Annotated in this window: 11 protein-coding genes; 7 read left to right on the top strand and 4 right to left on the bottom strand. The window is 63.6% G+C overall.

Features of this window, described 5'->3' with window-relative positions:
- Positions 1-10: 10 nt before the first annotated feature.
- The 7 genes from IVB23_RS22610 to IVB23_RS22580 all read left to right on the top strand — a co-directional run bounded on the left by IVB23_RS22610 (position 11) and on the right by IVB23_RS22580 (position 9,753).
- Positions 11-1,561: an AMP-binding protein gene (locus IVB23_RS22610; RefSeq protein WP_197968668.1), complete on the top strand. Its 1,551-nt coding sequence runs from the start codon at positions 11-13 to the stop codon at positions 1,559-1,561.
- A 392-nt stretch (positions 1,562-1,953) separates the two neighbouring features.
- On the top strand, positions 1,954-3,552 hold the full coding sequence (locus tag IVB23_RS22605) for an ABC transporter substrate-binding protein (RefSeq protein WP_197968667.1): 1,599 nt from the start codon (positions 1,954-1,956) through the stop codon (positions 3,550-3,552).
- Between the two features lie 42 nt (positions 3,553-3,594).
- Positions 3,595-4,542, top strand: a complete 948-nt coding sequence (locus IVB23_RS22600; protein WP_247800091.1) for an ABC transporter permease — start codon at positions 3,595-3,597, stop codon at positions 4,540-4,542.
- Between the two features lie 199 nt (positions 4,543-4,741).
- A complete protein-coding gene (locus IVB23_RS22595) occupies positions 4,742-5,635 on the top strand; it encodes an ABC transporter permease (protein ID WP_035673039.1) in 894 nt (297 codons plus the stop codon).
- Entirely contained in the window at positions 5,635-6,642 is a 1,008-nt protein-coding gene (locus tag IVB23_RS22590) for an ABC transporter ATP-binding protein (RefSeq protein ID WP_061879771.1), read from the top strand. Before IVB23_RS22595 ends, IVB23_RS22590 begins: the two co-directional genes overlap by 1 nt.
- Entirely contained in the window at positions 6,639-7,625 is a 987-nt protein-coding gene (locus IVB23_RS22585; RefSeq protein ID WP_247800090.1) for a dipeptide ABC transporter ATP-binding protein, read from the top strand. Before IVB23_RS22590 ends, IVB23_RS22585 begins: the two co-directional genes overlap by 4 nt.
- Before the next feature lie 286 nt (positions 7,626-7,911).
- Complete coding sequence (locus IVB23_RS22580) at positions 7,912-9,753, top strand: tetratricopeptide repeat-containing glycosyltransferase family protein (protein ID WP_247800089.1); 1,842 nt, start codon at positions 7,912-7,914, stop codon at positions 9,751-9,753.
- Positions 9,754-9,878: 125 nt separating this feature from the next.
- Here the strand turns inward: IVB23_RS22580 and IVB23_RS22575 are convergent, their stop codons facing one another.
- From IVB23_RS22575 to IVB23_RS22560, 4 genes are all read right to left on the bottom strand, one after another.
- Entirely contained in the window at positions 9,879-10,382 is a 504-nt protein-coding gene (locus IVB23_RS22575; protein ID WP_247800088.1) for a hypothetical protein, read from the bottom strand.
- A 291-nt stretch (positions 10,383-10,673) separates the two neighbouring features.
- On the bottom strand, positions 10,674-11,471 hold the full coding sequence (locus IVB23_RS22570; RefSeq protein WP_247800087.1) for a hypothetical protein: 798 nt from the start codon (positions 11,469-11,471) through the stop codon (positions 10,674-10,676).
- A gap of 170 nt (positions 11,472-11,641) precedes the next feature.
- Positions 11,642-13,618 carry an acetyl-CoA carboxylase biotin carboxylase subunit gene (locus tag IVB23_RS22565; RefSeq protein WP_247800086.1) on the bottom strand — a complete coding sequence of 659 codons (1,977 nt, stop codon included), beginning with the start codon at positions 13,616-13,618 and terminating at the stop codon, positions 11,642-11,644.
- Entirely contained in the window at positions 13,615-15,231 is a 1,617-nt protein-coding gene (locus tag IVB23_RS22560; RefSeq protein ID WP_247800085.1) for an acyl-CoA carboxylase subunit beta, read from the bottom strand. Before IVB23_RS22560 ends, IVB23_RS22565 begins: the two co-directional genes overlap by 4 nt.
- Positions 15,232-15,297: the final 66 nt, after the last annotated feature.

The raw sequence follows: 15,297 nt of genomic DNA, 5'->3' as shown, positions 1-15,297 counted from the left end.
CGGAGGATCGATGTATACTGGTACGCATGCCCGCCTGCGCCCGCTCCAGCCCGCCTTCATCATGGCGGCAACGGGCGAGACCGTCACCTATCGCGAGCTCGAGGCACGCAGCAGTCGGCTGGCGCATCTATTCCGCAGGCACGGCTTGAGGCGGCTCGATCACTACTCGATCTTCATGGAGAACAATTCGCGCTACCTGGAAGCCTGCGGCGCGGGTGAACGCGCCGGGCTCTACTACACCTGCATCAACTCCTTCCTGACGCCGGGCGAGCTCGCCTATCTCCTCGTCAACAGCCAGTCGAAGATCCTGATCACGTCCATGGCCAAGCTCGACATCGCGCGCGAGGCGATCAAGGCCTGCCCCGACGTTAAGCTCTGCATCGTCGCCGATGGCCCGGGTGAGAGCGAACGTATCGTCGGACTTGCGGAGGTGACTGCCGAGCTGCCCAGGACGCCGATCGCCGACGAGTGGCTCGGTACCGCCATGCTCTATTCGTCCGGCACGACGGGACGGCCGAAGGGCATCTTGCGGCCCCTGCCGGAAGAGCCGCCGAGGCACAGTCTGCCGCTGTTCGATTTTCTGACGAAGCTTTGGCACTACCGGGAAGGGATGGTCTATCTGTCGCCCGCACCGCTCTATCACTCCGCCCCGCAGGCTGCCGTGAACCTCACGATCCGCATGGGCGGCACCGTGATCATCATGGAGAGTTTCGATGCCGAGCGTTACCTCCAGCTCGTCGAGCAATGGGGCATCACCCACACCCAGCTGGTGCCGACGATGTTCTCGCGCATGCTGAAGTTGCCGGAGGAGGTGCGTGGCCGCTACGACCTTTCCTCGCTGGAGATCGCGATCCACGCCGCTGCGCCCTGCCCGGCCCTGGTCAAGGACGACATGATCAAATGGTGGGGACCGATCATCCACGAATATTACGGCGCGACCGAAGGCCTCGGCTTCACCGCCTGCAACAGCGAGGAATGGCTCGCCCATCGCGGCACGGTCGGCAAGGTGCTGCTCGGCGATCTCCACATCCTGGATGAGAACATGCGGGAATGCCCGACCGGCACACCGGGTCAGGTCTGGTTCAAGACGGCAACGCCGTTCGAATATTTCAACGATCCGGAGAAGACCAAAGAGGCGCGCTCGGCCGACGGCAGCATGAGCACGGTCGGCGACGTCGGCTATGTCGACGCCGACCGATTCCTGTACCTGACCGACCGCGCGACCTTCATGATCATCTCCGGCGGGGTGAATATCTATCCGCAGGAATGCGAGAACCTGCTCATCACCCACCCGAAGGTGGCGGATGCCGCCGTGTTCGGCGTGCCCAATGCCGATCTCGGCGAGGAGGTGAAGGCGGTGGTGCAGCCGATGCCCGGCGTAGTGCCGGGGCCGGCCCTCGCCGAAGAGCTGATCGCGTTCTGCGCCAAATCGCTGTCGCGGCAGAAGGTGCCGCGCTCGGTCGATTTCGAGAAGGAATTGCCGCGGCTGCCGACAGGGAAGTTGTACAAGCGGCTGCTGCGGGATCGGTATTGGGGGAACAAGTCGTCCCGGATCGTGTGAGGGTCGTGCTGGATAGCGCGCACAGGCAGGCGCCACAAACTCTGCTGTCGTCCCGGGCAAGCGTAGGCGCAGACCCGGGACCCATATTCCCAGGAAGGAGTTCCGGCGCGAACTGGCAACTCCGAGCCTTCGTCAAACCACGTGCTGTGGTTATGGATCCCGGATCTGCGCGCGCTTAAGGCGCGCTTGTCCGGGACGACGGTGGAGTTTGTTGCGGCAGTCGAGACCAACACCCGCGCAGGAACCGTTCGCACCTGCACTCTCACAGTGTGCGGCCTTACATCATCCAAATTGCCAAGAGAATGAACGGCCTTGCGGGTTGCCTCGCTGCACGCGCCTCGCTATCGTCTGACAAACAGGCCGCAAAAGGCCGTTGTCCAGGGAGGATGAGCATGCGGAGCGTGTGGGCGCTCGCCGCAATGGCGGCGCTATCTGTGCTGACGGCCTCAACCTCCACGCTCGCCGGCGAGCCCAAGCAGGGCGGCGTCCTGCGGATGTATCACCGCGACAGTCCCGGCAATGCTTCGATCCACGAAGGTGCGACCTACTCCCTCAACGTTCCCTTCATGCCGGTGTTCAACAACCTCGTCATCTACAAGCAGGACGTGGCTCAGAACAGCATGGACAGCATCGTCCCCGAGCTCGCCGAGAGCTGGGCCTGGGTGAACGACAACAAGACGCTGACTTTCAAGCTGCGCCAAGGCGTGAAATGGCACGACGGCAAGCCGTTCACCTCGGCCGACGTCAAATGCACCTTCGACATGCTGATGGGCAAGGCGCAGCAGAAGTTCCGGCAGAACCCGCGCAAGTCCTGGTACGATCAGGTCGTCGACATCTCGACCAACGGCGACTCCGAGGTCTCCTTCAATCTGAAGCGGCCGCAGCCCTCGCTGCTGGCACTGCTCGGCTCGGGCTACACGCCGGTCTATCCCTGCCACGTCTCGCCGGCGGAGATGCGCACCCATCCGATCGGCACCGGCCCGTTCAAGTTCGTCGAGTTCAAGGCCAATGAGTCCATCAAGCTGACCCGCAATCCCGACTATTGGCGCAAGGGCCGGCCCCATCTCGACGGCATCGAATTCACCATCATCCCGAACCGCTCGACCGCGATCCTCGCCTTCGTGGCCGGCAAGTTCGACATGGCCTTTCCGACGGAGGTGACGATCCCGCTGGTGAAGGACGTCAAGTCGCAGGCGCCGAACGCGATCTGCGAGATCGCGCCGACGAACGTGTCGACGAACATCATCGTCAACTCGTCTTCGCCCCCGTTCGACAATGTCGACATCCGCCGCGCCATGGCGATGGCGCTCGACCGCAAGGCTTTCATCTCGATCATGTTCGAGGGCCAGGGCGACATTGGCGGCACCATGCTGCCGCCGCCGAACGGCCTGTGGGGCATGCCGAAGGAGATGCTGGAGACCATTCCGGGCTATGGCCCCGACGTGAAGGCCAACCGCGAGGAGGCGAAGAAGCTGATGCAGAAGGCCGGCTACGGGCCGGACAAGCATCTCGCCGTGAAGGTCTCCACGCGCAACATCCCGATCTATCGCGATCCCGCGGTGATCCTGATCGACCAGCTCAAGACCATCTACATCGACGGCGAGCTCGACGTGGTCGAGACCGCGAACTGGTTCCCGAAGGTCGCGCGCAAGGACTACATGATCGGGCTCAACCTCACCGGCAACGCGGTGGATGACCCCGACCAGTCGTTCTACGAGAACTATTCCTGCGGCTCGGAGCGCAACTACACCAATTACTGCAACAAGGAGATCGAAAAGCTGTTCGATGTGCAGTCGCAGGAGACCAATGTCGAGAAGCGCAGGAAGCTGGTCTGGGACATCGACAAGAAGTTGCAGGAGGACGTCGCACGGCCCATCATCTTCCACAGCCGCATGGGCAGCTGCTGGCAGCCCTACGTCAAGGGCATCACCGTCATGACCAACAGCTCCTACAACGGCTATCGCTACGAGGATGTGTGGTTAGACAAGTAGCGCAGGCCGCGCGCGGCTGACGGGTTCGACGGGAGGCTGTGCATGTTTGCCTATCTGGTGCGGCGCCTGTTCCTGATGTTCGTGACCCTGTTCGGGATCTCGATCGTCATCTTCTTCCTGCTGCGCATCGTGCCCGGCAACATCGTCGATATCCTGTTCGCCGCCGCCGGCTATGTCGATCCCGCCGACAAGGCCAATCTGGAGAAGGAGCTCGGCATCGACCGGCCGCTGATCGTGCAATATTGGCACTGGATCAGCGGGTTCCTGCGCGGCGATTTCGGCTTCTCCTACGTCTCGGAGAAGCCGGCGCTGCAGGAGATCCTGCCGCGGATTCCGATCACGGCACGCCTTGCGGGCTTTGCGCTCCTGTTCTCGGCATCGATCGGCATTCCGCTCGGCGTCATCAGCGCGGTGAAGCAGGGCACGAAGCTCGATTACGCACTTCGCGTCGTCAGCCTCAGCGGATTGTCGCTGCCCTCGTTCTGGCTCGGACTTTTGATCCTCACCGCATCGGTGGCGATGTTCGGCCAGATGCCGATCTTCAATCCGAATCCGCAGACCTGGCTCGAAGCGTTCGCGACCTATGCCGTGCCCGCGGCCGCGGTTGGCTTCCGCAGCGCAGCGCTGACCATGCGCATCACCCGATCCTCGATGCTGGAGGTGCTGCGGCAGGACTATATCCGCACCGCCCGCGCCAAGGGCGCCTCCGAAGCGGCGGTGAACTATCATCACGCGCTGAAGAACGCGATCTTGCCCGTCATCACCGTGATCGGCATCGAGGCGGCGTTCCTGATCGGCGGCCTGATCGTTACCGAGACCGTGTTCAACATTCCCGGCGTCGCGCGCTTCCTGGTCGAGGCGATCCGCTGGCGCGACTATCCGATCGTGCAGAATCTCGTGATGCTCATCGCGGTCGTGGTGGTGTTCGCGAATTTCACCGTCGACATGCTCTACGCGGTGTTCGACCCGCGCATCAGATACACGGATTAGCCGCATGATTGTCGTCCGCGCCGGGCTCGCGCGTTCCTTCACCTCTCCCCGCTTGCGGGGAGAGGTCGAATTTGCGCGAAGCGCGAATTCGGGTGAGGGGGAGTCTCCGCGAGTCCAACTCTCACCTCCCCCGTGGAGAGAGCCCCCCTCACCCCAACCCTCTCCCCGCAAGCGGGGAGAGGGGGAAGATAGAGCTCACATGGCCGCGATCGACTTCGACGTTGAACTGAGGCGGGCCGGCGCATATGCGACCGGCGGCTGGCGGCGCGTGCTGTTCATGGCGCAGCGGCATGTGCTGGGCGCGGCCGGCCTCGTCATCATAACGGTGTTCGTGCTGACCGCGATCTTCGCCGACTTCATCGCGCGCTACGATCCGCTGACGGTCGATTCCGCCCGCGCACTGGCCCGCCCGAGCCTCGCGCACTGGATGGGCACCGATTCCTTCGGCCGCGACGTGTTCAGCCGCATCATCCACGGCGCGCGGATCTCGCTCGCGGTCGGGCTCGGCTCGACCGCGCTCGGCGGCACGATCGGCGTCATCGTCGGCCTCACCTGCGGATATCTCTCGGGCTGGGTCGATCTCGTCTTCCAGCGCGTCTCCGACGTTCTCCAGGCGCTGCCACTTCTGGTGCTGGCCCTGGTGATGACGGCGGCGCTCGGCCCTTCGCTGCCCAATGTGATCATCGCCATCGCCATCCCGCTGATCCCGACGGTCGCGCGCGTCATCCGCGCCAATACGCTGGCGCTGCGCGAGCAGCCCTTCGTCGAAGCCGCCAAGTCGATCGGCATGAGCGAGATGCGGATCGCGCTGCGCCACGTGCTGCCGAACACGCTGGCGCCGCTGATCGTGCTGGCGACCGCGCAGCTCGGCTCGACCATCCTCACCGAGGCCTCGTTGTCCTTCCTCGGCCTCGGCATTCCCGAGCCTTATCCGTCATGGGGGCGCATGCTGTCGGAATCCGCCGCCGAATATGTCCGCACCGCGCCGTGGCTGGTGATCTTCCCGGGCATCGCGATCAGCCTCGCCGTATTCGGCGCCAACCTGTTCGGCGACGCCCTGCGCGACATCCTGGATCCGAGGCAGCGCGGCTGATGGCAGACACATCCGATCTCGTGCTCGACGTCAGGAACCTGAAGACGGTGTTCTTCACCAATTCCGGCCTGTTCAAGGCCGTCGACGATCTCTCGTTCAATGTCAGACGCGGCGAGACGCTGGCGATCGTCGGCGAATCCGGCTGCGGCAAGAGCGTCACAGCGCTGTCCTTGATGCGGCTCGTGCCCGATCCGCCCGGCCGCATCGTAGGTGGTTCCGTCACGCTCGAGGGCACCGAGCTGCTGTCGCTGGATGAAGCGCAGATGCGCGCGGTCAGGGGCAACCGCATCTCCATGATCTTCCAGGAGCCGATGACATCACTCAATCCGGTGATGCGAATCGGCGACCAGATCGTCGAGGCGGTGCGGTTGCACCGGAGCATCACGGCGAAGGAGGCCCATGACATCGCGATCGAGATGCTGCGGCTGGTGCGCATCCCCGAACCGGCACGGCGGGCGCGGGAATATCCGCATCAGCTGTCCGGCGGCATGCGCCAGCGCGCGATGATCGCGATGGCGCTGGCCTGTCGGCCGGCGCTGCTTATCGCGGACGAGCCGACCACTGCGCTCGACGTCACCATCCAGGCGCAGATCCTGGCGCTGATCCTCGACCTTCAGAACGAGCTCGGCACCGGCCTCGTGCTGATCACACACGATCTCGGCGTCGTCGCGCAGACGGCGCAGCGCGTGATCGTGATGTATGCAGGGCGAAAGGTCGAGGAGGCCAGCGTCGAGGCGCTGTTTGCCTCGCCAATGCATCCCTATACGCGCGGGTTGATGGCCTCGATCCCGGCCGTCCCGGCATCCGGTGTCCCGGCGCAGGCGCGGCTGAACGAGATCCCCGGCACGGTGCCCTCGCTGGTGGGGCTGCCGAAGGGCTGCGCCTTCGCGCCGCGCTGCAAGCTCGCCATCAAACGCTGCGAGGCCGAATATCCGCCGCTGGCCGACTGGGGCGGCGGCCATCTCGCTGCCTGCTGGCGCGCGGAAGACGTCGCGGAGGTGGCATGACCGAAGCGCTGCTCGAAGTCACCGACCTCAAGAAGCATTACCCGGTGCGCGCCGGCGTGTTGCGAAGACAGGTCGGCACCGTGCATGCGGTCGACGGCGTCTCGTTTGCGCTTGGCACCGGCGAGACGCTCGGCCTCGTCGGCGAATCCGGCTGCGGCAAGTCCACGGTGGCGCGGAGCGTGCTGCGGCTGGTCGAGCCGACCTCGGGCCAGATCCGGCTCGACGGCGAGGACATCACCCATCTGTCGAAGACGGCGCTGCGCCCGCACCGGCGTTCGATGCAGATCGTGTTCCAGGACCCGTTTGCCTCACTCAATCCGCGCATGACGGCGGGCGACATCGTCGGCGAACCCATCGCCGTGCATGGCCTTGCAAGCGGCAAGGCGCTGGAGGCGCGCGTCGCACAGCTGTTCGAACAGGTGGGCCTGCGGCCCGACCAGATGCGCAACTTCCCGCATCAGTTCTCCGGCGGCCAGCGCCAGCGCATCTGCATTGCACGGGCCCTGGCGCTGGGGCCGCGCCTGATCGTCTGCGACGAGCCGGTCTCCGCGCTCGACGTCTCGATCCAGGCGCAGGTGATCAACCTCCTGATCGACCTGCAACGCCAGCATGGCTTCTCCTACCTCTTCATCGCTCACGACCTCGCCGTGGTCGCCCATATCAGCCACCGCGTCGCGGTGATGTATCTCGGCCGCATCGTCGAGATCGCCGACAAGGACGAGCTGTTCCGCAACCCGCGCCATCCCTATACGCAGGCCCTGCTCGCTTCGGTGCCCGTCGCCAACCCGCTCGCGAAGAAGCTCGCTCCGCTGGTCGACGGCGACGTGCCGAGCCCGGTCAATCCGCCTTCAGGCTGTGCGTTTCACACGCGCTGCCGGTTCGCGATGGAACGCTGCAAGTCGGAGCGGCCGGCGCTGGTGGACGCCGGCGACGGGCACCAGGTGGCGTGCTTGCTGAACGAGGGGACGGGGCGGGGCCGCTAGGGCGCGTACTCGGAAAAGCAATGTCGGCTCCTGAGGGAAGAGCGGAGTCTTCTGCCCGGCAGAGCGTTATTGCTTTTGACCCATTGCGGGCATTGCAGCCTGCGAACAAGGCCCCGCTTCGCCCAACATCAAACCAAAGGTCCCGCTTGCAGTCGATGGAATAGGCGGACATGAAAGTTTGCTAGGGCAGCCTCTCGTTTTATGCATACGTTAGGCTGATGTAGCGATCCATTACTCGTTAACAGCGAATCACCTAGAGATTGTGCAAGCCACTCGTGGAGTTGCAATGGCACATTCTGACCGTCAAATCGTCCAGAAGAAATCCGAGGTGCTCGATAAAGATCACCCTCCAGCGATGCGCCTTGAGGAACTTCGTGCCGAAGCGATCGAACATTTGCGTGGTGGTCAAGTACTGAAGGCTCAATCTCGCGTCAAAGAAGCGTTCAAGCTGGATGCGGAGAGCGCTGAAAACCTGCACCTCATGGCCGTTGTAGACGCCGCCGCCGGCCGCGCAGACAGAGCGGTAGATTGGGCCTCCCGTGCGATCCGGAAAGCCCCCCAGCCGGCCTACTTGGCCACGCTGGGCAATGCGCTTGCGAGTGCTGGCCGTCTGGACGAGGCTTTGAGAGTCTTTGACAAGGCTATTCAGCTCAAGCCGAGCGATGCCGAGCTTTGGCGGCAGATGGGAGACGCGCTGATCCAGGCGCGAAGAAACAGCGAAGCTCTCCTCTGCTTTCGTCGCGCGTTCGAACTTGATTCGGGGCATGCTGATGCTGCGTATAAGGCAGGTCATCTTCTGCATGGAGCGGGTCAACTTGCGGAAGCACTCGTATATTTGAATCATAGCGTCAATTTGCGGTCTGATAATTCGCAGGCTCTGCACACGCGTGCACTCACCTTAAACGGCCTCGGAAGGATCGAAGAGGCGACGGCAGATTGCAGGCGCGCAGTCCAACTGGATCCCAAGAACGCTGATACGCTGGGCAACCTTGGTGCTCTGCTGCGAGCGCAGGGCCATTTGGAAGAGGCTTTGTCTTTCTTCGACCGGTCCTTGAAGATCAAGCCCAATGCAGGAAAGACCATTGTCGGCCGGGCAAGCGTACTTGCCGAGTTGGGGCGAGTCGATGAAGCAATGACTGCTTACAAGCGATCGGCAGCCATTCTCTCCGAGCATTCGAGGTCCGTCTGGAATCTTGCTTTGCTTCAGATGCTCACTGGCGATTTTAAACGTGGCCTGAAGGGGATGCAGGCGCGTTGGGACGTTCCGGGCTTGCCGAACGGGTATCCGCCGCTTCCTGGACCTAAATGGCTTGGTGACGGAGACATTGCGGGGAAGACGTTACTGGTCTGCGCCGATGAGGGTCTTGGGGATGCCATTCAGCTCGTGCGCTACATTCCGCTGCTTGCTGGCCGTGGTGCGCGCGTCGTTCTAATAGTGCAGGACGCATTGTGGCCGCTACTCTCAAAAATGGAGGGCGCCTCGGAATGCTTGCCGGGGTCATCGGGGGCTCGCTTGCCCCCTTTCGATCTTCATTGCCCTCTCAGCAACCTGCCGCTCATCTTTGGAACCAGACTGGAGTCCGTTCCGGCGGCCGTGTCCTATTTGCCGCCGCCCTCTCGAGAGCGTGTTCAAGCTTGGGAGAGTCGGCTTGGTCCGCGTGCTCGATCACGCGTGGGGCTTGTCTGGTCAGGTAATCCCGAACATTTGAACGACCACAATCGGTCCATTCCATTTCGTATGCTGACGGGCCTTTTGGATGACAAGGTGAGTTTTGTCAGTCTTCAGAAAGACGTCAGGCCGAACGACCGAGCTGAACTGCTGGCTCGAACCGATATCTTCGATCCCGCCCAGCATCTTACTGATTTTGCCGAGACGGCAGCTCTGATTTCTTGCCTTGATCTTGTCATCACTGTTGATACGAGCGTTGCTCACCTTTCGGCCGCCCTTGGGAAACCGACCTGGATTTTGCTACCTTTTATGCCGGACTACCGTTGGCTCCGCCACCGCGAAGACAGCCCCTGGTATCCAACCGTTCGCCTCTTCAGGCAAAACGAGGGTCGGGAGTACGGCAGCGTCATCGACCGTGTGCGTCGAGACTTGCAAAATTTTGATCGGCAAAGAACTTGATCGGGCACAACAGAGAGCCGGCGCCGGTTTCTGAACCGTTGTGAACCTCATTAAGTGGGGCCGCTGAGAACGCTTGTGACCCCAAAGCGGACAGTTGGGATTACGCCTGCTACTCTCGATTTTGCTCAAAGGTTGTCTCGATGGAAATCGCGCGCACTCAGCTCGTTAGCAAGCGTGCTTCGCGAATGATATTGATCGCCGTCAAGATGAGTTTTCATGGTCTTGAGCCACGGCAGCTTCACTTCAATACCCGTAGTCAATGGGGCCTCCGTCACCTCGATGACTGCGTCGCGGAGCGCAATCCCAGATCCGAATGTTGCGGCTAGATTTCCGGGTTCAATTTGTTCAACCGACTTCGGGTCATCAAGATCACGAAATTTGACCAACATCGGAATTTCGTCGACCTCCAACACTCGACGCGGATGATGCTCTCTCAATAGCCGCATTTGCGGTAGGGGATCGGTCTCAATCTTGAGCAAGTCGGCAAAGGCATGAAACAGCATCCATGCAGGACCACCCAAATCTCCGTATCCAGCTTTCGGCCCATGCGGAAGCGCAAAAAGCACACCGTGCGGGCCGAGATCAACCACAATAGCTTCGCCGCTAACCTCGTTGCCGAAGCCTCCCATGGAGCCGAAGAGACCTCTGGTGTCGGACTGCTTGACTTGAATGACGCCAGAACCACTGACGAGCTTTCCATCAACTTCTACGTTGATTGTTAAGCGGTATCTGATGGTCTCGCTCAGGGAACCGCAACCTGTTAGGAGGCTCCCCAAAATCTAAGGTTCGTAAATTGTGTTGATCGACAGAAGGGATCGATAGCTGCACGGCTCCGCTTCTGGCCCTTCAGCGGCATTGGAAGATTGCTGCTTCCCCGCCGGTGTTGGGGCTTAAGCCGACATCAGGCGGCGGTCAGCCGGTTAATGCGTACTCGATCCCAGCGCCCGGATCACCGGCCAGGCTGCGAGCGCAGCAGCGAGATGCTTGAGCGTGTGGCCCGAGACGATGTGCCCGGTCGCTTCGAAAATGAGCGCGTCGCCGAGTTCGAGAAGCTTGGCCAGCACATAAAACAGGATCACGCCGCCGAGCGGCACGCCGAGTGCGCCGGGCCGCGGTCGTGTGAACGCGAGGCCCACGGCCAGCGCCATGCCGCCGAACTGCACCACCACCCAGGGCGTGAGATTCTCGCGTGCCACCCAGGCAGCGAGCAGGCCTGCGACCATCGCCAGCACCAGCACCGCTTCGCCGGCGCGCGTGCTGATGCGCTCGCTGGCCGCGATGCCCAGAAAGCCTGCGAATGCCACCGCCATGCCGAGACGATCGGCCACGAGCCGTTGCGGCGCGTCGGGGTCGAGATGATAGAAGCCCGAGCCCAGGCAAGTGAGGATCAGTCCGACGAAGAACCAGCTCGCACCGACCGGCGCATCATGGCGGGCGCGCAGCCGCTCCGAGCCCCACACGCCCATGGCGAGAAAGGCGAGATTGCTCAGCACATCGCCGGCGTTGGGCACGCCGAGCCAGGTGCGGCCGTCGATATAATGCGGGATGTGCCAGGCCGAGGCAGGCAGCACTGGCGCCAAAAGCGCGGTCAGCGTCAGGCCGATGAGCGCGCCGCCCAGGTATTTTTCGCGGGCATCCAGCCGGCCGAACGCGAAACGGCGCACTGCTGCAGGCAGCTTGGCAGGGGTCGCTCGAGCGGGATTGTCGACGTGCAGCATGCGCAACCTCCAATATTGAACATCGTTCAATATTGGTAACGCATGATTGAACAATGTTCAATACAATCGCCAAGAAGTTTTTGTGAACCCATAACTACTGGAAATAACTTGGATTTCGTTCGAGGCGGGTCCGCGTTTTGCTTCGCGCCTCGCAAATGACGGCGGAGCGACTACCCCGCCCCGACCTCCGCCAAGATCCGTCCCGTCGTGACCTGATCGCCTTCGGCGACGTCGATCGCGCCGACCACGCCGTCGATGCCGGCCTTGTGGACGTGCTCCATCTTCATCGCCTCCAAGGTCAGCACCGGCTGGCCGGCGGAGACGCGGTCGCCAGGCTTGACGAGGACAGCGACGACGCGGCCGTTCATGGCGGCGCGAACCTTGCCATCACCACCGTTGCTTGCGGCCGCCTTCGGCGCGGCGAGGGTGAGATCGGTGACGGCGAGCGGGATGCCACGATGCTGCAGATAAAGCCGATCGCCATCGCGCAGGAATTTTGCGCTGTCCATCACGCCGGCGTGGCGGAAGCGGATGGCGTCGGGATCGAGCTGGTCGATCTCGAACTTATGCTGGCGGCCTTCGGCGACGACGGTGTAGCTGCCGTCGCGTTCGCGTGTGATGTCGAGTTCGTGCGCATCGCCGGCGATCTCGATTTTCGCCGGCAGCGGAAAGGTGGCGGCGAGGCTGCGCCCGCCCTGCCACGACGGCGCGCGCGGGTTGGTGACGTAGAGCAGCAGGCCTGCCAGCGCCGTCTCGAACGCCGCGTCCGCACGCGGCGCGAGCAGCTCGTCGCGATGGGTGCCGATGAACGCCGTCGTCGCCCCGCCCCTGGCAAAGCCGGGATGACGCAGGCAGGACATCAGGAACGCCTGGTTCGTGGTCACGCCGAACGCCGTGAGCTGCTCCAGGCCGACGATCAGCCGTCCCCTCGCTTCCTCGCGACTTGCACCATGGCTGATGATCTTGGCGATCATGGAATCGTAGAACGGTGGAATCTCCGAGCCCGATCGCAGCGCGTGCTCGACGCGGATGCTTTCCGGCACCTGCCAGCGCGCCATGCGGCCGGACTGCGGCATGAAATCCTGCGCGGCATCTTCCGAACAGAGCCGCACCTCGATGGCGTGGCCGGAGAATCTGATGTCCTGCTGCTTCATCGGCAACGCCTCGCCGCGGGCGACGCGCAGCTGCAGCTCGACGAGATCGAGCCCGGTGACCGCCTCGGTCACGGGATGCTCGACCTGGAGACGCGTGTTCATCTCCATGAAGTAGAACTCGCCACGTTCGTCGAGCAGGAACTCCAGCGTCCCAGCCCCCTCATAACGCAGCGCCTTTACCGCGGCGACCGCGACCTCTCCCATCCTCGCGCGCAACTCGGGCGTGACCGCGGGCGACGGCGCCTCCTCGATCAGCTTCTGGTGCCGCCGCTGCACCGAGCAGTCGCGCTCGCCGAGATGGATGGCGTTGCCGTGGCTGTCGCCGAACACCTGGATCTCGATATGGCGCGGGTTCTGGATCGCGCGTTCCAGGATGACGGTGGGGTCGCCGAACGCGGCCTTCGCTTCCGAGCAAGCACTGCGCAGCGCGTCGGGGAACGAGGCCGCATCGGCCACGAGCCGCATGCCGCGCCCGCCGCCTCCGGCGACCGCCTTGATCATCACGGGAAAGCCGATCTTTCTGGCTTCCGCAAGCATCACCTCGTCGCCCTGGTCTGCGCCCTGATAGCCGGGCACGATGGGGACGCCGGCCTTCTTCATGATCTCCTTGGCGCCGGCCTTGTTGCCCATCGCCGCGATCGCCTGCGGCGACGGCCCGATGAAGACGAGACCGGCCTCCTTGCAGGCGCGGGCGAACTCCTCGTTCTCGGCGAGGAAGCCGTAACCGGGATGGACGGCGTCCGCGCCGCTCGTCTTTGCGGCTGCGATGATCGCGGGAATGCTGAGATAGGATTGCGCCGGAAGCGCTTCGCCGATGCGCACGGCCTGATCGGCGTGCTTCACGTGGAGCGCATCGCGGTCGGCATCCGAGTAGACGGCGACGACGCCGAGACCGAGCCGGCGCGCGCTACGCATGACGCGCAATGCGATCTCGCCGCGATTGGCGATCAGGACCTTGAAGAACGGCCGGTGCTGCGCTGATCCGTTCCTCATGGCCTGGCCACCGAAAACTGCATCCGCTGGGGTGTGCGCGCATCGCCCTCGCGGCAGATCGCGAGCACTTCCGACAGCACTGCGCGGGTGTCGCGCGGGTCGATCACGCCGTCGTCGAGCACGCGTGCACTGGTGGAGAACACGTCCATCTGGCCGTCGAACACAGCGACGATCTGCGCCTTCATGGCGTCCAGCCTGTCCTTCTCGATCGGCGTGCCGCGGCGTGCCGCGGCCGCTTCAGTCACGATCGCCATGGTCTCGGCCGCCTGCTCGCCGCCCATCACGGCGGTCTTGGCATTGGGCCAGGAGAAGCAGAAGCGCGGATGGAAACCGCGGCCGCACATGCCGTAATTGCCGGCACCGAACGAGGCGCCGCAATAGATGGTGATCTGCGGCACCGTCGCCGAGGTCACCGCCTGGATCATCTTGGAGCCGTGCTTGATCATTCCGGCTTCTTCATAGGCCTTGCCGACCATGTAGCCGGTGGTGTTGTTCAGATAGAGCAGCGGTGTACGGGTCTGGCAGCAGGCCTGGATGAAATGCGTCGCCTTGTTGGCGCCGGCGGGATCGAGCGGGCCATTGTTGGTGATGATGCCGATGGCCTGCCCTTCGATGCGGGCGTGGCCGCAGACCGTGGCGGGACCGTAGTTCGGCGCCATCTCGGTGAAATCGGAATCGTCGACGATGCGCGCGATCACTTGCTTCATGTCCACGGGGCGCTTGTGGTCCATCGGCATGATGCCGAGCAGCTCGTCCTGGTCGTAGCGCGGCGGCTTGAATTCTGGCGTCGCCCTGCCTGGCCGCTCCCATTGCAGCGCCGCCATGATCTCGCGCGCGATGCGCAGGGCGTCGCGGTCGTCCTCGGCGAGATAGTCGCCGAGACCGGATACCTGTGTGTGCATCTCGGCGCCGCCGAGCTCTTCCTCGGTCGCAACCTCGCCGGTCGCGGCCTTCAACAACGGCGGACCCGCAAGGAAAGCACGGGTGCGGCCACGGACCATGACGATGTAGTCGGAGAGACCGGTCTGGTAGGCGCCGCCGGCCGTGGACGAGCCGTGCGTGACGGTGACGACCGGAAGGCCGGCGGCCGAGAGCCGCGCGAGGTTGCGAAAGATGTTGCCGCCGCGGACAAAATCCTCGACGCGGTAGCGCAGCAGGTTTGCGCCGGCGCTTTCGACGAGCTGCACGTAGGGCAGCTTGTTCTCCAGCGCAAGCTCCTGCACCCGCAGCGTCTTGTCGAGACCGTAAGGCTGCAACGCGCCGGCATCGATGCCGGCGTCGTTGGCGCTGACCATGCAGCGGATGCCCGAAACGAAACCGATGCCGGCGATGACGCCGCCGCCGGGCACGCTCTTGTTCGGATCGGGCACGTCGAACATGTAGCCCGCGAGCGTCGACAGCTCGACGAACGGCGCACCGGGATCGAGCACCAGGGCGACGCGTTCGCGCGGCAGCAATTGTCCGCGCTTGTGGAAGCGATCCTTGGCCGCGGCCGACGCCGCCCGTGTACGCTCTTCCAGCGCGCGCATGCGGTCGATCAGCGCGAGCATGCCGTCCCGGTTGGCGTGGTAGGCGGCGCTGCCGGGGGAGATGGTGTTTTCGATGGTCGACATTAGTGCTCCTGGCCGTCATTCCGGGGCGCGCGGAGCGCGAGCCCGGAATCCATAACCACGATCGGG

The sequence above is a fragment of the Bradyrhizobium sp. 191 genome, from assembly GCF_023100985.1.
Lineage (GTDB): Bacteria > Pseudomonadota > Alphaproteobacteria > Rhizobiales > Xanthobacteraceae > Bradyrhizobium > Bradyrhizobium diversitatis.
This window is presented reverse-complemented; position numbering and strand designations above follow the sequence as displayed.

Excerpts from the sequence above, each read along its gene's own strand:
- IVB23_RS22590 (WP_061879771.1), top strand. The coding sequence starts at position 5,635 with ATGGCAGACACATCCGATCTCGTGCTCGACGTCAGGAACCTGAAGACG.
- IVB23_RS22605 (WP_197968667.1), top strand. The coding sequence starts at position 1,954 with ATGCGGAGCGTGTGGGCGCTCGCCGCAATGGCGGCGCTATCTGTGCTG.
- IVB23_RS22610 (WP_197968668.1), top strand. The coding sequence starts at position 11 with ATGTATACTGGTACGCATGCCCGCCTGCGCCCGCTCCAGCCCGCCTTC.
- IVB23_RS22560 (WP_247800085.1), bottom strand. The coding sequence starts at position 15,231 with ATGTCGACCATCGAAAACACCATCTCCCCCGGCAGCGCCGCCTACCAC.
- IVB23_RS22585 (WP_247800090.1), top strand. The coding sequence starts at position 6,639 with ATGACCGAAGCGCTGCTCGAAGTCACCGACCTCAAGAAGCATTACCCG.
- IVB23_RS22570 (WP_247800087.1), bottom strand. The coding sequence starts at position 11,471 with ATGCTGCACGTCGACAATCCCGCTCGAGCGACCCCTGCCAAGCTGCCT.
- IVB23_RS22600 (WP_247800091.1), top strand. The coding sequence starts at position 3,595 with ATGTTTGCCTATCTGGTGCGGCGCCTGTTCCTGATGTTCGTGACCCTG.
- IVB23_RS22575 (WP_247800088.1), bottom strand. The coding sequence starts at position 10,382 with ATGGGAGGCTTCGGCAACGAGGTTAGCGGCGAAGCTATTGTGGTTGAT.
- IVB23_RS22565 (WP_247800086.1), bottom strand. The coding sequence starts at position 13,618 with ATGAGGAACGGATCAGCGCAGCACCGGCCGTTCTTCAAGGTCCTGATC.
- IVB23_RS22595 (WP_035673039.1), top strand. The coding sequence starts at position 4,742 with ATGGCCGCGATCGACTTCGACGTTGAACTGAGGCGGGCCGGCGCATAT.
- IVB23_RS22580 (WP_247800089.1), top strand. The coding sequence starts at position 7,912 with ATGGCACATTCTGACCGTCAAATCGTCCAGAAGAAATCCGAGGTGCTC.